Raw genomic sequence first — 19,198 nt, forward strand, 5'->3', positions numbered from 1 at the left:
TTTAGCCTAAGTAGTACATATAGGATAATAAGCTGAAAATCAAGCTCCTACGGCGGTTAGCCGAAATTTTTATAATTGACTTAGCTTGTTACTCATACGCGGGTTAGAAAGGATAATATAATTAATATAACTTACAAATTTTTAATAAAAATAGATGCGTCAGTTAAAAATTACAAAATCAATTACAAATCGCGAGACAGCTTCTTTGGATAAATATCTTCAGGATATAGGTCGTGAAGGACTTATTACAGCCGAAGAGGAGGTTGAACTAGCCAGAAGAATTAAGGCGGGCGATCAGGATGCACTTGATAAACTTACTAGGGCAAACTTACGTTTTGTTGTGTCAGTTGCCAAACAATACCAAAATCAAGGCTTATCGCTACCCGATTTAATTAACGAAGGTAATGTCGGTCTGATAAAAGCCGGACAAAGGTTCGACGAGACGAGAGGTTTTAAATTTATTTCTTACGCAGTGTGGTGGATACGTCAATCGATATTGCAAGCATTAGCCGAACAAGCACGTATAGTTCGTTTGCCGCTTAATCAGGTTGGTTCTTTAAACAAAATTAAAAAAGAAACAGCACGATTGGAGCAAAAATTTGAAAGACTTCCTTCAACTGAAGAAATAGCCGAATCTCTCGAAATTCCTAACTACAAGGTCGATGCAGTAATGAAAATTAGTACTAAGTACATTTCTATGGATGCACCACTTGTTGAAGATGAGGATACCAAATTTATAGATGTCTTTGTTGATGAAGACTCTCCGTACACCGATTCCGGATTGATACAAGAGAGTTTGTCTTTAGAAATTCAGCGTACACTTTCTACGCTTTCGGAAAGAGAACGCGACGTTATTAACTTGTACTACGGTATTGGAGTACCTCATGCCTACACTTTGGAAGAAATAGCAATGAAGTTCGATCTTACCCGTGAAAGAGTTAGACAGATAAAAGAAAAAGCTATCAGAAAGCTGAAAAATAAGAATAATTCAAAATTATTAAAATCTTATTTGGGACAGTAAATTTTTATTTACTAGAAGTCAAAAAGACTGCACAATGCAGTCTTTTTTTTTGTAATTGAAAATTATTTCAGAAAATTATTAAATTTGAAAAAATTTTGTCAAAGGTTTATGGATAACATAAAAAATTTTATAAATAATATTTGGGAGGTAGAAAGCGAACACCAATCGAAAGAGAGCAAAAATATTGTTGCTGATGTTATTGGAATGTTAGACAAAGGCGAGATACGTGTTGCTCAAAAGGTAGGCGGTTTGTGGCAGGTAAACGATTGGATAAAAAAAGCCATACTCTTGTATTTCAAGCAACAAGAGATGACGGTTATTGATAGCGGAGACCTAAAATTTTTTGATAAAATACCTGTAAAGCAAAATTACAAAGATTTGCAGGTTAGGTGTGTTCCGCCTGCGGTAGCGCGTTACGGATCATTTCTTGCACCCGGCGTTATCCTTATGCCTTCTTACGTCAATATTGGAGCCTACGTCGATAGCGGAACAATGGTAGATACATGGGCGACCGTCGGTTCCTGTGCGCAGATAGGGAAAAACGTACATTTGAGCGGTGGTGTTGGTATTGGAGGCGTATTAGAGCCTATTCAAGCAACTCCCGTTATTATTGAAGATAATTGTTTTATAGGCTCAAGATGTATTGTGGTTGAAGGTGCTATTATTAAAGAAGAAGCTGTATTGGGAGCAAATGTTGTTATTACTGCATCTACAAAAATAATTGATGTTACCGGCGAACAACCTGTTGAATATAAGGGCATCGTGCCTCCAAGGTCGGTTGTTATTCCCGGATCTTACAGCAAAAAATTCAATGCCGGTGAGTATAGCGTTTCTTGTGCTTTAATTATTGGCAAAAGAAAAGCAAGCACCGACTTGAAAACATCATTAAACGATGCTTTAAGAGATTTTAATGTAAATGTGTAATATTTTTTTTGTACTTTTACCACAAATGTATTCAGAAGATATAAATAATGCGCTTTATCATCTTAAAAAGGGAGATATAATTTTATATCCTACCGATACTATTTGGGGCATAGGTTGCGATGCTACTAAAAATAATGTGGTAGAAAAAATATTTAAGATTAAAAATCGTGCCGAAACCAAAAGTTTTATTGTTTTGGTGGATTCCTTTCAAATGCTTAAGCAGTACGTTACACACGTTCCCGACATTGCCGAAGAATTATTAAAAAGCTTTAATACGCCCGTTACCGTTATTTATTCAAATGCACGTAAATTAGCTGCCCATGTTATTGCCCCCGACAATACGGTTGCCATACGAATAATAAATGATGATTTTTGCAATCCTTTGATAAAAAAATTCGGAAAGCCAATTGTTTCCACATCAGCAAATATTTCAGGACAATCAACACCATTGGTGTTCAGCCATATCAATCAAACTATAATTGATGAAGTTGATTATGTTGTAGGTAGCAAACGCGATATGTTTGTCAGCATAAAACCATCGACAATAATTCGTCTAAGAGACGACGGAAGCTACGTTATTATTAGAAGATAGAAATAATGATTGGAGGCTAGTGATCAGTGATTGGTGCAGGTTACGAGTTGTGTGTTTCGTGTTTCGTGTTTCGTGTTAGTTCTGAGTTTCAGCGACTATGTTAAGCTTTTTTAGCAATAAATAAACTTCACTCTTTTAGCATAAATAATCTGTTGTGAGAAGAAATTATAAAAGCCAAAAATTTTGCTTTAAAAGGATGGCATACATTTCTTCTGAATGGAGTTCGAAATGAATCCTTAGTGAGAACGGGAAGTTCCGAGCTTGCTCGGAAATCACCCGCACGAACTTAGGATTTATGAGAACGTAATTCAGAAAAGAAATGTCAGCCTTGATTTTTTGGTTCTTTTGTATCAAGACAAAAGAACGTAAGAAAGATTGAAACCATTAAAGCTAAAAATAGCTACACGCGCTTTACAAAAGCGTGCGAGTTAGGGATTTAACAAGTTAATGCTTTCAGAAACAATTACCACAAGATACAATCGTGCGGTAGCGGGGTGCGGGTTACGAGTTTCGAGTTTCGAGTTTCGAGTATTGAGTTTCGAGATTCGAGATTCGAAATTCGAGTGTCCAAACTTCATAATACTCCTAACCCCTAACTCCTGACTCAAAACTAACAACTCACCCACCACCCACCACCCACCACTCACCGTTCACCATTCACCATTCACCATTCACCATTCACCACTCACCACTCAAATTATAATCCTTTGCAAGTTGTTTGGCAACTATATCTGCGTTGTGAATAATAAGCTCAATAGCAGTTTCAATGTATATGTCTTTCTTACTATTTTGCTGAAAGTAATTTTCCACTGAGTTTAACCAATAAAAAATTGGATTTACGTTAAAAATAAGGAAATGCGATTTCGTTTTGTGTGCCACTTTCATGCAATTTTCAAAATCGGAGTTTTCGTACATTGACGACAATTTTTTTATCGAAACATAACTGTCTAATACAAACATTTCGGCAATTTCTTTTATTGCACTTTTGTCGTCGGTGAAATCAATATTGTAAATCTTGTCGCCCGATAAATCGAACCTATGGTCGGGATTGAAGCTATTAATTATTTCGGGATTCAGGGCTTTTATATCATTTATTAACGTACTCGAACCTATATAATTTAGATTATTCTCAGGAGTCAATCGTTTTTTTTCTGCTTGTTCATCAACTTTCAGTACGTAGGTTAATTCATTACTTGGCAATATATCTATTTTATTTTGTATAATATCTACATCATCAACAATGAATAGTGTGGGGACTACTACATTATCGTTTTTCAGAAAGTCAATATCCGTAACTGCTCTGTACAAAAAACCATGCTTTGCCATATGGTCTTTTAACCATTTTATACGTAGAAACGAGTTTAGAATAAAAAACATATAATAGTTTTGCATAACATATAATTTTAAGAATATTCTTTGAGTAACATTTTTGTAGAAAGTAACCCACAAGCGGCGTTAATATCGGTGCCACGTGAGGCTCTTATTGTTGTAACAAACCCTTTTTGTTTTAGTTTGTTTTGAAATTCAAGCAGTCTGTTTTCGTCGGTTGCAGGCAGGTCTGCATCAGGTGTTTGATGAAATCTAATAAGATTAATTTTGCAACTCAACTTGTTGAGCAAACGAGCAATTTCCTTGACGTGAGCGTCTGTATCGTTTAGTTTTCCGAAAACGATGTACTCAAAAGATATGTTTCTGTTTTTGTAATCGTTGAATCTAACGATAGTTTCAACAACATCACTTATAGGATATTTCTTTTGGATAGGCATAAGCGCCGACCTTTCTTCATCGAAAGGCGAGTGCATGCTAACAGCAAGATTATACTTAGTGTTGAGCAAAAAATGTTTCATTTCGGGTATAATACCTACCGTTGAAACGGTTATTTTTTTGTTGCTGATATTGTATGCTTTTTCGTTACTAAAAATATCCGCCGATTTCAATACTTCTGCTGTGTTATCAAAAGGTTCGCCCATACCCATAAAAACAATATTTGTAATAGGATATTCGGCTACAACAACTCTAAATTGATTTATTATTTCGGCACTTGATAAGTTTTTTTGGAACCCTTGTTTGCCGGTGGCACAAAACTTACAGTTCATTTTGCACCCTACTTGTGTTGAAACGCAAAGTGTAGCCCTGTCGCCGTCGGGGATATAAGCTGTTTCTATAAAATAATCATCGGTAGGAAACAAAAATTTTATTGTTCCATCAGATGAAACCATTTTATCTATATAATTTACATTATAAATACTAAAATGTTGCTTCAGAGTTGTGCGATTATTTTTTGAAATGTTCGACATTTGGTCGAAATCGGAAACGCCTTTGTTGTATATCCAGTCAAATATTTGGCTTCCTATATACTTAGGCAAGTCGAGTTTTGCTAACTCCGCACTCAGTTCAACTATATTTTTCCCCAACAAGTCCATTTTATTAATCACCTTTATGATTAATTAGAAACTACACAACGACTCAAACTACAAGCTCAAGTCTTTGTGTAGCTACATAAATTTATTTTTCAACAAAGATACTTTATTTTATTCTAAAATTTACGCTTCTTGTTGTTGTTTTGAAAAGACTTTAATGTTGTTCACAATAAGGTAAAGTCCGCCAAACAGAACCGCGTTATAAACAAGGTCGCCTAAAATACTGTACTTAAAGAAAGGTAATCCGGCAGCGTAACATTGAATAAGTCCGGCGAAGTTATTTGCGTATATAGGCATAACACCCGATGCCCACACTGCAAAGTTGGTAACAAGGAAGAATATTATCGAACCGGTGAGTGAGGCAGCAATGATATTAACCACTTTAACTCTTTTTTGCATCAACAAACCTAAGCCGACAATTAGGGCAAAACCAATGTACACAGAAACCATAACAAAAGGATCGTAAAGACCAATTATTAAGTCGCTTATAAGTAAGGTGGCAAAGGGAATAGCAAAGGCTAATACCTTTCTGTTGAAGTATGTGCCGCCAAACAATGCAATTGCTGCAATTGGAGTGAAGTTGGGCAAAGGTGCAATGAAACGAAATGCAGCTCCAATAATAACCATTATTATAACTGCTAAAAGTGTTGGTTCAAGTTTTATTGTTTTCATGTTTTATTATTTTTTTTACAAAAGTAATAATTATTTTTAAAATTAAAATACAAGTTCACCTTTACCTTGTCTGATAATTTCAAAATCGGTATCGGTGCAATCAACTACGGTAGAAGGAATGTTATCGCCGTAGCCCGAGTCAATGACAATATCGACCAAAGCCGAATATTTTTCGTAAATAAGCGATGGGTCGGTTGTGTACTCAATTATTTCGTCTTCATCTCTTACAGATGTTGACATAATAGGGTTGCCAAGCATATTAACAATTTCAATAGGTACGTTATGGTTAGGAATCCTAATTCCTACAGTTTTTCGTCTGTCCTGAATTGTGCGTGGCACTTCGTTGTTAGCTTTTAAAATAAACGTAAAAGGTCCGGGTAGGTTATTACGCATAAGTTTAAAGGTAGGGTTACTTATCGGAGCAGTGTATTTCGACATATGGCTTAAATCGGAGCATATAAACGAAAAACGCGACTTGCTTTTGTTGATACCTTTAATTTCGCATATTTTATCAATAGCCTTGCTTTGGTAGATATCGCAACCTATAGCGTAAATCGTGTCGGACGGAAAAATGACAATACCTCCATCTCTAAGACATTCGACAACAGTTCTTATTTGTCGCTGACTTGGAGTTTGAGGGTGTATTTTCAGAAGCATACTCATTTTACAGTCCCATTTTTCTAGCGTCGGCAATAAACCTTGCAACGCCGCTATCGGTTAGTGGGTGTTTTAATAGTCCTAATAATGAATTTAAAGGTGTTGTAACTACGTCGGCTCCTATTTCAGCACACTGAATTATGTGTCCTACGTGTCTGATAGAAGCTGCGAGTACTTGTGTATCGAAGCCGTAGTTGCCGTATATGTGTACTATCTGACTAATAAGTTCGAGACCGTCGTGTCCGCTATCGTCGATACGACCTATAAACGGCGATACGTAAGTTGCTCCGGCTTTAGCAGCCATAATAGCTTGTCCGGCTGAAAAAACCAAGGTGCAATTTGTAGGTATTCCTTTATTCGACAAGTAATTTATAGCCTTAATGCCGTCTTTTATCATCGGAATTTTTATAACAATATTTTCGTGTATCTTCGATAATTCTTCGGCTTCGGCAAGCATTCCTTCATATTCGGTAGAAATAACTTCGGCACTGACAGGACCGTTTACTATTTTGCAGATGTTATAGTAATGTTCCATTATTTTTTGTTTACCTGTAATTCCTTCTTTTGCCATAAGCGAAGGATTGGTTGTTACGCCGTCTAATATACCGAGTTCGTTAGCTTCTTTTATCTCGTCGATGTTGGCTGTATCTATAAAAAATAACATAATAACATTTTTTTGAGGATTAATTACTAAATAAAAAAAGGGTAAGCTACTTATATCGCACCGCTACAACCAATTACCCTTGCTGCATTCCTACCCTGGGGGAGTTCATCAGGAGCTGGTCGTATAAGACTTACCCATTGCAAAGATACATTTTTTTTGTAATTGTACAAGTTATTATTAAAATCTTAATAAAAGTTTACTATTTTTGTACAGAATTAATAATAAAAATATAGAAACATGTTTAAACACGCTTTAAGATGGGGAGCTATAATTGGTGTTATCTCCATTTTGTACGTTTTGTTGCTGTACGTAATAGGTATGTCTGCTAACAAACTATTATCAAGACTAGGTTTGTTAATTCTTATCGTTGGTATTGTAATTGCTACAATAAAGTATAGGAATAATGTTTTGGGAGGTGCAATAAGTTTCGGAAAAAGCTTTTCGTACGGTCTTTTAGTTTCGGTAGTTGTTGCGCTAATAAGTTCCGTATTCAGTTATATACTTTATACGTATATAGCGCCTGAAATGTGGCAGGAGTTCGTTGAATTGTCGCAACAACAAGCTTTAGAAAAATTAGAAAATTCGGGTATGGATATTGACGATATTGATGGAGTAATGGAAATGTCCTCAATGTTTGTAAAACCTTTAATTATCAGTATCTCGTCGTTCTTTTCTATTGTAATGTACGGAGGCATTGTATCCTTGATAGCTTCTATTTTTCTTAAGAAAGAAAAGCCCATTTTTGAAAGTGAAGAAAATTTGACAGAATAATACATATGGATATTTCAGTTGTAGTACCCTTGTATAATGAGGAGGAATCGCTTCCTGAGTTAGTCGAGTGGATTGACAGAGTTATGACCGAAAATAATTTTTCGTACGAAGTTGTTATGGTCGACGATGGTAGCAACGATAAGTCGTGGGAAGTTATATGCGAGTTGAGTAAGAAGTTTGAAACTGTTAAGGCTATCAAATTCAGAAGAAATTACGGCAAGTCGGCTGCACTTAATACTGCGTTTGCAAATGTATGCGGCGATGTTGTTATTACTATGGATGCCGATTTGCAAGACAGTCCGGACGAAATCCCCGAACTGTATAAAATGGTTATTGACGAGGACTATGACATTGTTTCGGGCTGGAAACGCAAGCGCTACGATTCTAAACTAACCAAAAACTTGCCTTCCAAAATATACAATTATTTTTCGCGAAAGATGTCGGGAGTAAAGTTGCACGACATGAATTGCGGTCTTAAAGCCTACAAAAACAACGTGGTCAAAAACATTGAAGTATACGGCGATATGCACCGCTATATACCGGTTATAGCCAAATGGGCGGGATTTAACAAGATAGGCGAAAAAGTAGTTACTCACCAGAAAAGAAAGTACGGCAAATCTAAATTCGGTTGGGAAAGGTTTATCAATGGCTTTTTAGACCTGCTTACCATTATGTTTGTTAGCAAATTCGGCAAAAAACCTATGCACTTTTTCGGCGGCTTAGGTGTACTTATATTTTTTATAGGCTTTATTATTGCTACGTACTTAGTTGTTACTCGGCTGTTTTTCGGAGGTTATGGTATGACTACACGACCCTTATTTTATTTTGGCTTATTGGCAATGGTTTTGGGTACTATGTTCTTCCTGACGGGCTTTTTAGCCGAACTGATTTCGCGTAGTAGCTCCGACCGAAATAAGTATTCTATCGACGAGGTGATAAATTTATAATTACAGAATTGGAAACAAAAAAAATAATTATTGTAGGTACTGCACATCCTTATCGCGGCGGTTTGTCGGCTTTTAACCAACGGGTCGCTTACGAGTGTGTTCAGCAAGGATACGATGTGGAGGTTTACACTTTTACATTGCAATATCCTTCGTTTCTTTTTCCGGGGAAAACACAATATACCGATGAAAAACCTACGCACAACCTTACAATTCATCGTAAGATAAATTCCATTAATCCACTAAATTGGATTAAGGTGGGCAAAGAAATTAAAGCGAAAAAAGCCGATAAAGTGATTTTTTGCTATTGGATGGCGTTTTTTGCACCCTGTTTTGGAACTATTGCCAGAAATTGCAAAGCTGAAAACACAGAATGTTTGGGTTTGATACATAATATGATACCTCACGATCCGACCATTTTGGACAAGTTGTTTCCGAAATATTTTGTTAATGCAATGGACGGTTTTATGGCGATGACCAATTCGGTGGTAGACGACATAAATCATTTTGATAAAAAGAATAAACCTAAACGAGTTTCGCCACATCCTGTTTACGACCAGTACGGTAAGCCTATGAATCGTGAAGAAGCCTTGCAGGCACTAAATTTAGATGCTGATTTTCGCTATATTCTGTTCTTTGGCTTTGTGCGTAAATACAAAGGCTTGGATTTACTTTTGAATGCCTTTGCCGATGCTCGACTCAGACAATTTCCCGTTAAACTGATAGTTGCCGGAGAATTTTATGAATCGGAGGAGCCTTATTTAGAAATTATTAGAAAAAATGCTTTAGAAGAAAGCGTTATCTTACATTCCAATTTCATTCCCGATGATAAAGTAAAATTCTATTTTAATTCAGCCGATTTGGTTGCACAAACTTACCATTCAGCTACGCAAAGCGGTGTTTCGCAAATTGCATATAACTTTGAAAAGCCAATGCTTGTAACCGATGTAGGCGGATTAAGCGAAACCGTTCCACATGGTAAAGTAGGTTATGTGGTAAAGACCGATGTAAAAGAGGTGGCTGATGCTTTGGTTGACTATTTTGAAAATAATCGTTTACAAGAGTTTACCGAAAATGTTAAAGTAGAAAAACAACGTTTTTCGTGGTCGACGTTTATTAATGAGCTTTTGGCTGTTGGCTCTTAGCTTTTGGCTGTTGGCTGTTGGCTGTTATGGGGTTTATAAAATTAGAAATTAGAATTAGAATTTCAACTCCTAACTCCAGACTCTCCCGAAACTTCGGGACAGAACTCCCATCACTCGTCACTCGTCACTCATCACTCATCACTCATCACTCATCACTCATCACCATTCACCCACCACCCATCACTCAATCTTTACCGCTTTTGCAGGCGAAATTTTTGTGATAACTCTTGCCGGAATTAGCAACATGAGAATACAAATGACTATGGCAAAAACATTGACTATCAGGAAGTATAAAATATTTATATCGATGGGAACAAAATCAATAGAGTAGGTTTCGCTTGGCAGTTTTAATAATTTAAAATATTTTTGAATAAGACAAAGTCCAATTCCTATAATATTTCCGTAAAAAAGTCCTTTTGCAAGCACGTACATAGCATTGAACAGAAAGATATTTATCGCCGTTTTGTTTTTAGCACCAATAGATTTTAGTATTCCTATAAAGTTGGTTTTTTCTAAGACTAAAATCAAAAAAGTCGAAATCATTGCCATGCTCGAAACAATAGCCATTACGATAATAATTATTATCACGTTGGTATCTAAAAGTTTAAGCCAATCGAAAAGTTCGGGATAAAGGTCTTGAATTCTAACAATTTCTGAGTCGTATTTAACCGCTGTTGTAACTTTTTCGGCAACTTCATCTGTTTTATTTATATCTGTCAAAAAAATATCAACGCCGTTGTACAAATTCTCGTCCCAAGCGTTAAGTTTTTGAATTTGTCTAACATCGGCAATAACGTACAAATCGTCAACTTCGGCAAGTCCCGAATGGTAAATACCTGCTACTTTTAACTTTCTTCCCCTAATTCTTTCGTTTACAAAAAAGTAAATACGAATATCATCGTCTAAGTCAATATGCAACTTGTCGGCAATATTTTTTGAGATGTATATATTGTTGGAGACTGCAGTGTCGGATTGGCTTGTCAGTTCGCCTTTATCCAAATATTTTTTCAGAAATAAATTATCGTTAAAATTAATACCTTTAACTGCAACGCCTTCAATTTGTTCGGAAGTCTTTATTATGCCTGCTTTAACGCAGTACGGTGTTACATTTTTAACTTCGGTTAAACTGTTTATTTCTTCAATATCAACATCACTAATGTCTAAATAGCTTTCTTCAATGTTATTTGAAAACGAATAGGGTAAAATTTTAATATTGGAATTAAAGTCGGTTATTTTGCTTTTAATTTGCTTTTGAAATCCCAAAAGAACAGCTATAGCGATAATCATAACGGCAACGCCAAGAGCAACACTTGTAACGGCAACGTTTATCATAGTTTTTGAATGCTTGCCTTTAAGCGTTTTTCTGTTAATTCTGTTCGAAATGTAAAAAGCTATATTCATATATCAAACTACAAAAGTAAGGTTTTATCGTTCAGAAATAAAATCAAGTTGTATTTTTGTGCAAATTTATATTGTTATGTCAACATTTTGGAGAAAAGTTTTTTTACTTATTTTAATTTTTGTGGGTTTCGCTATACGAACCGAGGCGCAAACCATAACGCCGGGAGCGTATCAGACGGATATATATGTTGCCGAAATCGTAAACAAAAGAGTAGCTTTGGTGGTAAATCAGACTTCTATAATAAACCAAACTCACTTGTTAGATACTTTGCTCAAATTAAATGTAAATGTAACGAAATTGTTCTCGCCGGAGCACGGTATAAGAGGTAGAGCCGCCGACGGCGAACTTGTTGATAACAGCATTGACGAGCGAACAAAAATTCCTATCGTTTCGTTGTACGGAAAAAACAGAAAACCGTCTAAAAAAGACTTACAAGGAGTCGATATAGTTGTTTTCGATTTGCAAGATGTTGGAACTCGTTTTTATACGTACATTTCCACTTTGTCGTACGTTATGGAAGCCTGTGCTGAAAAAAATATAAAGGTAATAGTGTTGGACAGACCCAATCCCAACGGATATTTTATTGATGGTCCCGTTTTGGATAGTAATTTTTCGAGTTTTGTGGGTTTGCATCAGGTGCCTGCCGTTTACGGACTTACAATAGGCGAGTATGCACTTATGGTCAATGGTGAGGGTTGGTTGAGTAATAATCTCAAATGCGATTTGACTGTTATACCATGCTTGAATTACACGCACGATAGTATTTACAAGCTACCGATAAAGCCATCACCAAACCTGCCTACCGAAGAAGCTGTTTTGTTGTATCCGTCTCTTTGTTTTTTCGAAGGCACTGTAGTTAGCGTTGGTAGAGGCACAGAAAAACCTTTTGAAGTGATAGGACATCCCAATTATTCCGATGCTTCGTTTAAGTTTACGCCCAAGCAAATTGACGGCGTAACGGTAAATCCACCACATAAAAATACCGAGTGCAACGGAATTTTATTGTCGGAATACGTAGATGAAATTAAAGCGAACAAGAAAATTAATTTGAGCTTGCTCATCAATATGTATAACGATTTGAATATAGGAGAAAAATTTTTCAATAACTATTTTGATAAGTTAGCTGGCACCGATATTTTGCGAAAACAAATAATTGAAGGAAAAACCGAAGATGAAATTCGCGAATCATGGCAGGAGGATATTGAGAAGTATAAAGATGTTAGGAAGAAGTATTTGATATATGATTAGCCCTTGGCTCTTAGCTATTGGCTATTAGCTATTGGCTATTAGCTATTGGCAAGTTTAGCCAACAGCTAACGGCTAAAAGCCAAAGGCTACCATTTACATTTTCTCTTTCAAAAACTTTCCTGTATATGAATTTTCGCAATTAATAATATCTTCGGGTGTGCCTTCAAACACGACGTAACCGCCGTTTTTACCGCCTTCGGGACCTAAGTCTATAATCCAATCGGAGGATTTTATTATATCGGTATTGTGTTCGATAATCAAAATTGTGTGTCCTTTGCGGATGAGTGCTTCGAAAGATTTAAGCAAAATTTCTATATCGTACCTGTGGAGTCCTGTTGTGGGCTCGTCGAAAATAAAAAGAGTGTTTTCTATGTTGCTATCGGTCAGGTACGACGCTAATTTAAGTCTTTGAGCTTCTCCGCCGGAAAATGTATCTGACGATTGTCCCAACTTCAAATAACCTAATCCAATTTCTTCCAAAGGATTGAGTTTTTTTACAATACGCTGACAAATATCGACAAACGTTTTGGAGTTATTGAAAAAGTCTATGGCTTCTGAAATCGACAATTCAAGCACATCTGAAATATCCAGATTGTTGAATTTAATTTCTAAGGTCTCTTGTTTGTACTTTTTTCCTTTGCATTCGTCGCACACTAATTTAACGTCTGCCATAAACTGCATTCCAATTGTGATATAGCCGTTACCTTCGCACTCTTCGCATCTGCCACCTTTAATATTAAAAGAAAAATGTCCGGGTTTAAAGCCGTTAATTTCGGCGAGTTTTTGTTTGGAAAAAAGCTGTCTTATATCGTCGAAAGCTTTTACAAAAGTAGCCGGATTCGACCGAGACGAACGTCCAAGCAAGTTTTGGTCGATGATTTCCACATGCGAAATTTTATTAATATCGCCGCTGATTTTATCATGTTTACCGCTTTTTTCGCCGCTACCGCCCAATTCTCTTTTGAGAGCAGGATATAGTATATTTTTCACCAAAGTAGTTTTGCCTGAACCGCTGACGCCTGTAATTGTTGTAATAATCGAGAGCGGAATTTTTACGTCTATATTTTTTAGGTTGTTTTCTCTTGCTCCGTTAATCATTATATAGTTTTTCCACTTTCTTCGCGAAGTAGGAACGCTAATATCAAGCTCTTTGTTGAAAAACTTTGCAGTGATACTTTCTTTATTTTTCAGTAAATCTTCATAAATACCTGAAAAAACTATATTACCGCCGTTGACACCGGCTTTAGGACCTATATCCACAATATAATCGGCTTGCCGAATAATATCTTCGTCGTGTTCAACGACAATAACCGTATTGCCAATATCGCGTAGATTTTTTAGTACACCAATAAGTTGCTTTGTGTCGCGAGGATGGAGTCCAACGCTGGGTTCGTCCAATATATACATTGAACCAATTAGCCAACTGCCAAGTGATGTGGCAATATTTATCCTTTGAGTTTCGCCACCCGAAAGCGTACTAGTTAAACGATTAAGATTCAGATACGAAAGACCTACATCGCAGAGCACAGACAGACGATTGATTATTTCTTTTAAAATTAAACCCGATACTTCCTGTTCGTGTTTTGTCAGTTTTATGTTTTTAAAAAACTCCAAAAGTTCGTCTATCGGCATTAGCACCAATTGAGTTATGCTTTTGCCGTTTATTTTAACGTAGTTGGCGTCTTTTCGTAGTCTTGTGCCTTTACAATCAGGACAAATCGTTTTTCCCCTGTATCTGGCAAGCATAACACGATACTGAATTTTATACGTTTGTTCTTTTATGTGCTCAAAAAATTCGTTTAAGCCGCAAAAGTGTTCGTTTCCGTTCCATAAAAGTTCGTATTGCTCGTCGCTTAATTCGCTTATGGGTTTATGCACAGGAAAGTTGAACTTATGAGCATTTATCATTAAAAGATTTTTAAACTCGCTCATTTTTTCGCCTCTCCAGCACATTATAGCTTCTTCGGCAATGCTCAGCGACTTGTTTGGAATAACCAAATCTTCGTCAATTCCTATGGTGTTTCCGAATCCGTTGCAGGTCTGGCAAGCTCCGTAAGGATTGTTGAACGAAAAGAAGTGAGGTGTGGGTTCTATAAAAGTTATTCCGTCTGCTTCAAATTTGTTTGAAAAAGCATGGTCGGTGTAATTGTCTTCGTCTTTAAAAACACGAACAAAACAAGTTCCATTGCCTTCGGTGAAGGCTGTTTCAATAGAGTCAATAATTCTTTTCTCTAAATCCTCGTTGTCATTTTCGTAAACAAATCGGTCGATAAGCAGGTGATAGTTTTTTTTATCAGATTTTTTTTCTTTTATCAAGTCGTTAATTCTGACAATATCATTTCCGTTTACAAGTCGGGTATAACCTTGTTGCAACAGTATTTGCAATTGGTCTTTAAAATCTCTGCTTGTTGCAATTATAATCGGACAAAAAATATAAATAATGGTATTGTCTGCTTGTTCGCTAATAAGCTGAACCACGTCTTTTGTCGTGTGGCGAGTAACTTCCTTGGCGGAAACAGGCGAGTAGGTTTTACCAATTTTAGAATACAAAAGTTTCAGATACTCATATATTTCGGTAGAAGTACCAACAGTAGAACGAGGATTGGAGTTGTTGGTTTTTTGTTCGACGGCAATCGCAGGCGATATTCCCGAAATGTCGTCAACATCAGGTTTTTGCATCTTTCCTAAAAACTGCCTTGCGTACGAGCTCAAACTCTCTATGTATCGGCGCTGACCTTCGGCGTAAAGCGTATCGAAAGCCAACGACGATTTTCCCGAGCCGGAAAGTCCGGTAAATACAACTAATTCATTCCTAGGTATTTTTATTGAAATGTTTTTTAAGTTGTTTACCCTTGCTCCCTTTATTTCTATAAACGAACCCGTATTTGAAACCGACTTGCTGTTCTCTGTTTTTGTTGTCATTAAAATTTTGTTTCAAGTTTGCAAATTTATACAAATTTTTGTGAATAGTGATTAGTGGTTGGTGAGTGGTGAGTGGTGAGTGGTGAGTGGAGAGTGGTGTGTAGTTTTCAATCACCCATCACCCACCACCGACCACCCATCACCGATTACCTACCACTATTTCACCATAAAAACCATTAAAGCTAAAATCAATTTCACAAAATAATAATAAAATATTACCTTTGCAGGCTAAAATAATTATAATTGTATGCAAATAGAAAGAGAAATATTAGATGAGTTAACATCTGTAATTAATTTAACAATATCACCGGAGGATTATGAGCCTGAAGTGATTACAAGAATAAAACACCAACAAAAACAGTTGGCGATGCCCGGGTTCAGAAAAGGTCATGTGCCTTTTGGGATTGCAAAAAAAATGTACGGCGATGCATTTAGAGGCGAAGAAATAAACAGAGTAGCATCGGATAATTTGTTCAAATTTATTGCCGACGAAAAATTAGATATACTCGGAAACCCCATTCCCGTTGAAGATGAGGCTATGTCGTGGAAAGAGGGCGAAGACCTTAAATTAAAATTTAAAATAGGTTTGGCTCCCGAAGTGAATGTCAAGTTCGACGAGAATTTGCCCTTAGATAGTTACAACATCAGCATCGATGACGAAACGCATAGCCAAACAATAGCAAACGTACAAAAACAGCATTCTAAAAAGGAAGATCAAAGTGAAATAACCGACGATACTATTGTTGACGTTATTTTCAAACAAGTTGATGCCGAAGGTAATGAAGTAGAAAACGGTATTTCAAAATATGCCGAAATAGTTTTGTCGGAGCTTAAAACCGACGAAGCCAAAGATGCGTTTAAAAACGCCAAAATCGACGATACAATTAGCATTGCCGATATAGCCGAAATAAACAACAAGGAAAGTTTGGAAAAAATATTAAAAACCGAACTTGATGCTTACGACGAGTTGCCAACATTTTTGGTGGAAATAAAAGAGTGGTTTATAAGAGTCCCTGCCGAACTTAACGAAGAACTGTATAATCGCTTGTTTCCAAATATGGAAATAAAAACTGAGGAAGACTTTAACAATAAAATTAGAGAAAGTTTGACCGAAGAATACCAAAAAGTATCGAACAACTTTTTCTCATCGATGATGCAAGATAAGTTGTTAGATGTAGTTAAATTCGACCTTCCGACTGAGTTTTTAAAAGAATGGATGCTCGAAACCAACGAAAATCTTGATAAAGAAACACTAGAAAAGCAATTTCACTTGTACGAAAACGATATTCGTTGGCAATTGATAGAAAAAGAACTAGCAAAACAAGGCGAAATAAAAGTCTCAAGTGACGAAATAAAAGAAGGCGTTGCTCAAAGCTATTTCGGACCGCAGTGGAAAATGTCGGACAACGAAGAAATGAACAAAAGCATTTTAAATTTTGTTGAAGATAATATAAAAAAGAACCCCGAAATAGGCGATAGAATGGGCAGAATGTTGCTTTTTGATAAAATCAGAGATTACGTCAAGAGCGTTGCAACAATAAACGAGATAGACGTTAATGCCAAAGAGTTTGAAGAAATTGAGAAAAAATATTTTGAAGAAAAAAATAAACAATAAACTATGAACTATTTTGAAGAATTTAAGAAGTATGCTACGCTGCACAGCAAAATCAACGAAAGGCATATTGACAAGTATTTTAGTGTAAATTCAAACTATATTTCTCCAACTATTATTGAGGAACGTAAGTTGAACATTGCGACAATGGATGTTTTTTCCAGATTAATGATGGACAGAATTATCTTTCTTGGAGCCGCAATCGACGATTACGTTGCAAATATAATTCAAGCTCAATTGTTGTTTTTAGAATCGGTTAATTCCGAACAAGACATACAAATATACATCAATAGTCCGGGTGGCTCGGTATATGCGGGCTTGGGAATTTACGATACAATGCAGTACATCAGACCCGATGTTTCAACCGTTTGCACAGGCATGGCAGCTTCAATGGCAGCAGTTTTGTTGTGTGCCGGAGCTAAAGGAAAAAGGTCGGCGTTGCCACACTCACGTATTTTAATACACCAACCTATGGGAGGTGCACAAGGACAGGCATCTGATATAGAAATAACAGCACGCGAAATTCTTAAACTTCGTGATGAACTGTACGAAATTATTGCCAATCACACGGGTCAGACTTTCGATAAAGTTGAAAAAGATTCTGACAGAGATTATTGGATGACTTCGCAAGAAGCAATGGAGTACGGTATGATTGACGAAATATTGGGATTAAAAAAATAAAATGGGAGAACGAAAAGACAGAACTTGCTCGTTTTGCGGTCGTAAGGAAAGAGATGTAGAACTCTTGCTTACCGGCTTTGGCGCTAATATTTGCAACGATTGCATTGATAGTGCTTCTGAAATAGTAAGAGAAAATTTAGGGAGCAAATGTAAGTTCTCCAAATCCGATTTTTTAGAAAAAGAATTGCCCAAACCAATTGATATCAAAAATCATTTAGACAAGTACGTAATTGGGCAAGATACTGCAAAGATGCTGCTTTCGGTGGCGGTTTACAATCATTACAAACGTATAAGGTACGAAAAAACACGCACAGCCGATAGCGTTGAGATTGACAAATCAAACGTAATACTTGTCGGACCTACCGGTACAGGTAAAACCCTTTTGGCTCGAACAATAGCTCGTATGCTCAATGTGCCTTTTTGCATAGTCGATGCTACGGTGCTTACCGAGGCAGGTTACGTTGGCGAAGACGTTGAAAATATTTTAGTCCGATTATTACAAGCAGCAGATTACGACGTACCTGCAGCCGAAAAAGGGATTGTTTTTATTGATGAAATTGATAAAATTGCCAGAAAGCAGGATAATCCTTCAATTACAAGAGATGTATCCGGCGAAGGTGTGCAACAAGCTATGCTCAAACTTTTGGAAGGTGCTGTGGTTAATGTTCCACCACAAGGTGGCAGAAAGCATCCCGAACAAAAGATGATTGAAATTAATACTAAAGACATACTCTTTATTTCGGGCGGTGCCTTTGACGGTATTGATAAAATAATTGCTTCTCGACTTAAGACCAACGTTTTGGGTTTCGGTGCTTCCAAAAAAAATCAAGTTATAGATGTTGATAATATTTATCAGTACGTTTCGTCTGTTGATATTAGAAAATACGGACTTATCCCCGAACTTGTAGGACGCTTTCCGGTTGTTACATATTTGGAGGTTTTAGACAAAGAATCGTTGATTAAAATATTGGTCGAGCCCGAAAATGCCATCATCAAACAATTTATTAAGCTGTTTGAATTGGATAACGTAAAATTAGAATTTACAGACGAAGCCATTGAACATATCGTAGATAAAGCTATTGAGTTTAAAATTGGAGCCAGAGGTCTGAGAGCTATCATAGAAATGCTTTTGGCTAAAGATATGTTTGAGCTGCCTTCGAATAGCAAGGTGAAAAAACTCACCGTAGATAAAAAGTACGTAGCCAAAAGATTTGCCGAAATCAATATAGAGCAATTGGCGATTAGTAACGTGAAATAGTGGTTAGTGATTGGTGATTGGTGATTGGTGAGTGGTGAGTGGTGAGTGGTGAGTGGTGAGTAGTGAGTGGTGAGTAGTGAGTGGTGAGTGGTGTCTTGCAATTATCAATGAGCAGCTGTCTTTAGCTAATGGCTAATAGCCAAGAGCAATATAAATTTTAACATGCAATTTCATTTATCGAGATTTAATTGGCATATTTTTTGAACTTGATATAAGAAATTAGAACAAAATGAAAAAATACGTTTTTATTTGGATATTTGTTTTG

17 protein-coding genes and 1 other RNA gene are annotated in these 19,198 nt (G+C 36.5%); 10 read left to right on the forward strand and 8 right to left on the reverse strand.

Features of this window, described 5'->3' with window-relative positions:
- The first annotated feature begins 154 nt into the window (after positions 1–154).
- The 3 genes from PHP31_04685 to PHP31_04695 all read left to right on the forward strand — a co-directional run bounded on the left by PHP31_04685 (position 155) and on the right by PHP31_04695 (position 2,537).
- On the forward strand, positions 155–1,021 hold the full coding sequence (locus PHP31_04685; GenBank protein MDD3738571.1) for an RNA polymerase sigma factor RpoD/SigA: 867 nt from the start codon (positions 155–157) through the stop codon (positions 1,019–1,021).
- A gap of 108 nt (positions 1,022–1,129) precedes the next feature.
- A complete protein-coding gene (locus PHP31_04690; protein MDD3738572.1) occupies positions 1,130–1,945 on the forward strand; it encodes a 2,3,4,5-tetrahydropyridine-2,6-dicarboxylate N-succinyltransferase in 816 nt (271 codons plus the stop codon).
- A 25-nt stretch (positions 1,946–1,970) separates the two neighbouring features.
- Entirely contained in the window at positions 1,971–2,537 is a 567-nt protein-coding gene (locus tag PHP31_04695) for an L-threonylcarbamoyladenylate synthase (GenBank protein ID MDD3738573.1), read from the forward strand.
- A gap of 678 nt (positions 2,538–3,215) precedes the next feature.
- On the opposite strand, the gene PHP31_04700 is transcribed toward PHP31_04695, so the two are convergent.
- The 6 genes from PHP31_04700 to ffs form a co-directional block, all read right to left on the reverse strand.
- Positions 3,216–3,863: a hypothetical protein gene (locus tag PHP31_04700; protein ID MDD3738574.1), complete on the reverse strand. Its 648-nt coding sequence runs from the start codon at positions 3,861–3,863 to the stop codon at positions 3,216–3,218.
- 77 nt (positions 3,864–3,940) lie between these two features.
- Positions 3,941–4,960, reverse strand: coding sequence for a 23S rRNA (adenine(2503)-C(2))-methyltransferase RlmN (rlmN, locus tag PHP31_04705; protein MDD3738575.1), 1,020 nt, complete (start codon positions 4,958–4,960; stop codon positions 3,941–3,943).
- A 120-nt stretch (positions 4,961–5,080) separates the two neighbouring features.
- Positions 5,081–5,629: a hypothetical protein gene (locus PHP31_04710; GenBank protein ID MDD3738576.1), complete on the reverse strand. Its 549-nt coding sequence runs from the start codon at positions 5,627–5,629 to the stop codon at positions 5,081–5,083.
- 42 nt (positions 5,630–5,671) lie between these two features.
- Positions 5,672–6,286 (reverse strand): L-threonylcarbamoyladenylate synthase, encoded by a 615-nt coding sequence (locus PHP31_04715; GenBank protein MDD3738577.1) that lies wholly within the window; start codon positions 6,284–6,286, stop codon positions 5,672–5,674.
- A gap of 7 nt (positions 6,287–6,293) precedes the next feature.
- Entirely contained in the window at positions 6,294–6,950 is a 657-nt protein-coding gene (fsa, locus tag PHP31_04720; GenBank protein ID MDD3738578.1) for a fructose-6-phosphate aldolase, read from the reverse strand.
- A 36-nt stretch (positions 6,951–6,986) separates the two neighbouring features.
- Positions 6,987–7,086, reverse strand: an RNA gene (gene ffs / locus PHP31_04725) — signal recognition particle sRNA small type.
- 101 nt (positions 7,087–7,187) lie between these two features.
- Between ffs and PHP31_04730 the strand changes: the two genes are divergently transcribed.
- Genes PHP31_04730 through PHP31_04740 form a run of 3 tightly spaced genes read left to right on the forward strand, consistent with a single transcriptional unit; the run spans position 7,188 to position 9,810 of the window.
- The gene (locus PHP31_04730) at positions 7,188–7,721 is read left to right on the forward strand and encodes a DUF4199 domain-containing protein (GenBank protein ID MDD3738579.1); all 534 of its coding nucleotides are present in this window, start codon (positions 7,188–7,190) and stop codon (positions 7,719–7,721) included.
- Between the two features lie 5 nt (positions 7,722–7,726).
- Positions 7,727–8,668 (forward strand): glycosyltransferase, encoded by a 942-nt coding sequence (locus PHP31_04735; protein ID MDD3738580.1) that lies wholly within the window; start codon positions 7,727–7,729, stop codon positions 8,666–8,668.
- An 8-nt stretch (positions 8,669–8,676) separates the two neighbouring features.
- Positions 8,677–9,810: a glycosyltransferase gene (locus tag PHP31_04740; GenBank protein ID MDD3738581.1), complete on the forward strand. Its 1,134-nt coding sequence runs from the start codon at positions 8,677–8,679 to the stop codon at positions 9,808–9,810.
- A 180-nt stretch (positions 9,811–9,990) separates the two neighbouring features.
- On the opposite strand, the gene PHP31_04745 is transcribed toward PHP31_04740, so the two are convergent.
- Positions 9,991–11,211 (reverse strand): ABC transporter permease, encoded by a 1,221-nt coding sequence (locus PHP31_04745; GenBank protein ID MDD3738582.1) that lies wholly within the window; start codon positions 11,209–11,211, stop codon positions 9,991–9,993.
- 76 nt (positions 11,212–11,287) lie between these two features.
- On the opposite strand from PHP31_04745, the gene PHP31_04750 reads away from it, so the two are divergent.
- Positions 11,288–12,460: a DUF1343 domain-containing protein gene (locus PHP31_04750; GenBank protein MDD3738583.1), complete on the forward strand. Its 1,173-nt coding sequence runs from the start codon at positions 11,288–11,290 to the stop codon at positions 12,458–12,460.
- A gap of 93 nt (positions 12,461–12,553) precedes the next feature.
- On the opposite strand, the gene uvrA is transcribed toward PHP31_04750, so the two are convergent.
- Positions 12,554–15,382 (reverse strand): excinuclease ABC subunit UvrA, encoded by a 2,829-nt coding sequence (uvrA, locus tag PHP31_04755; GenBank protein MDD3738584.1) that lies wholly within the window; start codon positions 15,380–15,382, stop codon positions 12,554–12,556.
- A gap of 247 nt (positions 15,383–15,629) precedes the next feature.
- On the opposite strand from uvrA, the gene PHP31_04760 reads away from it, so the two are divergent.
- The 3 genes from PHP31_04760 to clpX are packed head-to-tail and all read left to right on the forward strand — an operon-like array spanning position 15,630 to position 18,933.
- Positions 15,630–16,997, forward strand: coding sequence for a trigger factor (locus PHP31_04760; GenBank protein ID MDD3738585.1), 1,368 nt, complete (start codon positions 15,630–15,632; stop codon positions 16,995–16,997).
- Positions 16,998–17,000: 3 nt separating this feature from the next.
- Positions 17,001–17,675 (forward strand): ATP-dependent Clp endopeptidase proteolytic subunit ClpP, encoded by a 675-nt coding sequence (clpP, locus tag PHP31_04765; protein ID MDD3738586.1) that lies wholly within the window; start codon positions 17,001–17,003, stop codon positions 17,673–17,675.
- Between the two features lies 1 nt (position 17,676).
- Complete coding sequence (clpX, locus tag PHP31_04770) at positions 17,677–18,933, forward strand: ATP-dependent Clp protease ATP-binding subunit ClpX (protein ID MDD3738587.1); 1,257 nt, start codon at positions 17,677–17,679, stop codon at positions 18,931–18,933.
- Positions 18,934–19,198: the final 265 nt, after the last annotated feature.

The sequence above is a fragment of the Lentimicrobiaceae bacterium genome (genome assembly GCA_028697555.1).
Classification (GTDB): Bacteria; Bacteroidota; Bacteroidia; order Bacteroidales; family UBA4417; genus UBA4417.

Bases quoted from the DNA above. Each gene is read 5' to 3' on its own strand.
- PHP31_04730 (MDD3738579.1), top strand. From the start codon at position 7,188: ATGTTTAAACACGCTTTAAGATGGGGAGCTATAATTGGTGTTATCTCC.
- PHP31_04760 (MDD3738585.1), top strand. From the start codon at position 15,630: ATGCAAATAGAAAGAGAAATATTAGATGAGTTAACATCTGTAATTAAT.
- PHP31_04710 (MDD3738576.1), bottom strand. From the start codon at position 5,629: ATGAAAACAATAAAACTTGAACCAACACTTTTAGCAGTTATAATAATG.
- PHP31_04700 (MDD3738574.1), bottom strand. From the start codon at position 3,863: ATGGCAAAGCATGGTTTTTTGTACAGAGCAGTTACGGATATTGACTTT.
- PHP31_04685 (MDD3738571.1), top strand. From the start codon at position 155: ATGCGTCAGTTAAAAATTACAAAATCAATTACAAATCGCGAGACAGCT.
- PHP31_04750 (MDD3738583.1), top strand. From the start codon at position 11,288: ATGTCAACATTTTGGAGAAAAGTTTTTTTACTTATTTTAATTTTTGTG.
- rlmN (MDD3738575.1), bottom strand. From the start codon at position 4,960: ATGGACTTGTTGGGGAAAAATATAGTTGAACTGAGTGCGGAGTTAGCA.
- uvrA (MDD3738584.1), bottom strand. From the start codon at position 15,382: ATGACAACAAAAACAGAGAACAGCAAGTCGGTTTCAAATACGGGTTCG.
- PHP31_04745 (MDD3738582.1), bottom strand. From the start codon at position 11,211: ATGAATATAGCTTTTTACATTTCGAACAGAATTAACAGAAAAACGCTT.
- fsa (MDD3738578.1), bottom strand. From the start codon at position 6,950: ATGTTATTTTTTATAGATACAGCCAACATCGACGAGATAAAAGAAGCT.
- clpP (MDD3738586.1), top strand. From the start codon at position 17,001: ATGAACTATTTTGAAGAATTTAAGAAGTATGCTACGCTGCACAGCAAA.
- PHP31_04715 (MDD3738577.1), bottom strand. From the start codon at position 6,286: ATGCTTCTGAAAATACACCCTCAAACTCCAAGTCAGCGACAAATAAGA.
- PHP31_04690 (MDD3738572.1), top strand. From the start codon at position 1,130: ATGGATAACATAAAAAATTTTATAAATAATATTTGGGAGGTAGAAAGC.
- PHP31_04735 (MDD3738580.1), top strand. From the start codon at position 7,727: ATGGATATTTCAGTTGTAGTACCCTTGTATAATGAGGAGGAATCGCTT.
- PHP31_04695 (MDD3738573.1), top strand. From the start codon at position 1,971: ATGTATTCAGAAGATATAAATAATGCGCTTTATCATCTTAAAAAGGGA.
- clpX (MDD3738587.1), top strand. From the start codon at position 17,677: ATGGGAGAACGAAAAGACAGAACTTGCTCGTTTTGCGGTCGTAAGGAA.